This is a genomic window from Streptomyces sp. SID12501 (genome assembly GCF_010550245.1).
Classification (GTDB): Bacteria; Actinomycetota; Actinomycetes; order Streptomycetales; family Streptomycetaceae; genus Streptomyces.
This window is the reverse complement of the sequence record NZ_JAAGLU010000280.1, coordinates 1-597: the sequence shown is the minus strand read 5'-3', so window position 1 is coordinate 597 and position 597 is coordinate 1. Positions and strand designations below refer to the sequence as shown.

The 597-nt window shown below is 72.4% G+C and carries 1 protein-coding gene; it reads right to left on the bottom strand.

The genetic code is table 11. The annotated features are described in order from the left end of the window. Positions 1–597: class I tRNA ligase family protein (locus tag G3I71_RS45740; protein WP_164324858.1), on the bottom strand; the 597-nt coding region annotated here is incomplete at both ends.

Genomic DNA, 597 nt, shown 5'->3' with positions numbered 1-597 from the left:
CACGACCGCGCGCGGCTGCCACGTGCCCCGCACCGAGCGGTAGTCGCCCGTGATGACCGGGTAGTGCCGCGTGTCGTCGTCGAGGTCGGTGACCTCCTCGATGCGCGGCTGCGGCGAGAACGTGCCCGTGCCGCCGAGCGCCTCGTGCACGGCCTGCGCGCTGTGCGGCAGGAACGGCGCGAGCAGCGTGTTGAGGTCGCTGACGGCCTGCGTCGTCGTGTGCAGGACGGTCGCGAGCCGCTCGCGGTCGTTCTTCAGCTTCCACGGCTCGGTCTCGGACACGTAGCGGTTGGCCTCGCCGACCACGCGCATCGCCTCCTGCAGCGCCTGGCGCTGCCGGTGCGTGCCCACGAGGTCGCCGACGCGCCCGAAGGCGGTCGTGATCTCCGCCGTCAGCGCCTCGTCGACCGCCAGGCGCGGCCCGGGGGCCGGGATCTCGCCGAAGTTCTTGTGCACCATGCTCGCGGTGCGGTTCACCAGGTTGCCCCAGCCCGCGACCAGCTCGTCGTTCGTGCGGCGCTTGAACTCCGCCCACGTGAAGTCGACGTCCTGCGTCTCGGGGCCCGCCACCGAGATGTAGTAGCGGAGCGCGTCGGG